This window comes from Mesorhizobium sp. M7D.F.Ca.US.004.03.1.1 (assembly GCF_003998635.1).
In the GTDB taxonomy this organism is placed as follows: domain Bacteria; phylum Pseudomonadota; class Alphaproteobacteria; order Rhizobiales; family Rhizobiaceae; genus Mesorhizobium; species Mesorhizobium loti.
The window spans coordinates 1-1,425 of the sequence record NZ_RZQG01001234.1; the positions used below are offsets into that span (position 1 = coordinate 1).

Sequence of the window (1,425 nt, forward strand, 5' to 3'; positions counted from 1 at the left end):
TTCTTGGCGAGCTTGGCCAGCCGCTGGGTGGCGATGATGCCGGCCAGCCCGCGTTTGCGGCCACGGCACATCAAATTGGTCATGGCGCCGAGCGAAAGTTTGCGCGCTTCGTCGGAAACCTCGCCCGCCACCGCCGGCGCGAACAGCTGCGCCTCGTCCACCACCACCAGCATCGGGTACCAGTGGTCGCGGGCGACCTCGAACAGCCCGCCGAGGAAGGCAGCAGCGCGCCGCATCTGGTTCTCGGCATCGAGCCCTTCGAGATTGAGCACCGTGGAGACGCGATGGATGCGCGCCCGCTCGCCGGCCGCCTGCAGGCCGCGCTCGGTATGTTGCTCGGCATCGATCACCAGATGGCCGTAACGATCGCCAAGCGACACGAAGTCGCCTTCGGGGTCGATGATGGTCTGCTGCACCCAGGGCGCGCTCTGCTCCAGCAGGCGCCGCAGCAGATGCGACTTGCCGGAGCCCGAATTGCCCTGCACCAAAAGCCGGGTCGCCAGCAATTCCTCGAGATCCAGCTTCGCCGGGGCGCCTGCGGTCGTGTGTCCCATCTCGATCGCAACGGTCATCTCGACTCAGGCGCTCCTTTCGCAGACGGGCTTATCAACTGGGTCACAGCCCGTCGAGCGCGCATGGCCGGCAGTTCCGCGTTGCGCACAGCTGTCCTGACACTGGCCTGTCGGGTAAACCCCTGTGGATAGTAACCAGTCGTTCACCATGGGCCGGCGTTCCGATTGCAGATGTCAGGCAAGCGCCTAGCCTGACCTTGCATCGCGTCCCCAACGTGGTGCGTCCCAACCCCACCCTGGCGGCCGACGTCTTCAAGTACCCCAACTCCCCAAAGTATACGTCGGTCGCCAACTTCGCCTGATCCCGCCAAGTTCTGACATCGTACAGAGCCGCTCACCGGCGCAAACTTTGGGTTGACCCCTTCGGACCGCAAGGCGACACTCCACCCGACGAACAGGTGCGAGGAGGAATTGCGATGGACGAGCCCGAACGGTGGCGCCATATGTCGACGGCGCCGAGGGATGGCAGCCGCATCCTGGTCACGGTGCGCCCGTCCGAACAGGGGCCGGCGGAAGTCGACCTCGCCTATTGGTCGCGCGCCGACCAGTTCGCCTCGGAAGGCTGGCGCGCGTCGGACTCCTCGCCTGGGCGCGTCATCGAATATGCCGAGCCGGAACTGAAGTGCTGGATGCCGCTGCCGACGGCCAACCTCAGCCGCGCGTCCATGCCGGCGCCTTGGGAAGGCGAAGACGCCCAGCAGCTGGACGGCTCGGGGATTTGAGCGGAGACGCCCGAAGATAGCCAATCTCCCCCACGAGGCGGAGATTGGCAGCTTTAGGCTCGGTTCTCTTCAGAACAGAAACGCCGCAGTAGCGGGGTTCGGCCCGGTGCGACCATCGGGCGAATCCTGTC

General features: G+C 65.6%; 2 protein-coding genes. One reads left to right on the forward strand and one right to left on the reverse strand.

Annotated features, from left to right (window positions below):
• Nucleotides 1–572, reverse strand: a 572-nt coding sequence (locus EN935_RS35900) for an ATP-binding protein (protein ID WP_164771681.1), incomplete at its 3' end; no start/stop codon positions are given.
• A gap of 416 nt (nt 573–988) precedes the next feature.
• Between EN935_RS35900 and EN935_RS35905 the strand changes: the two genes are divergently transcribed.
• On the forward strand, nt 989–1,294 hold the full coding sequence (locus EN935_RS35905) for a hypothetical protein (RefSeq protein ID WP_023761099.1): 306 nt from the start codon (nt 989–991) through the stop codon (nt 1,292–1,294).
• Nucleotides 1,295–1,425 lie beyond the last annotated feature (131 nt).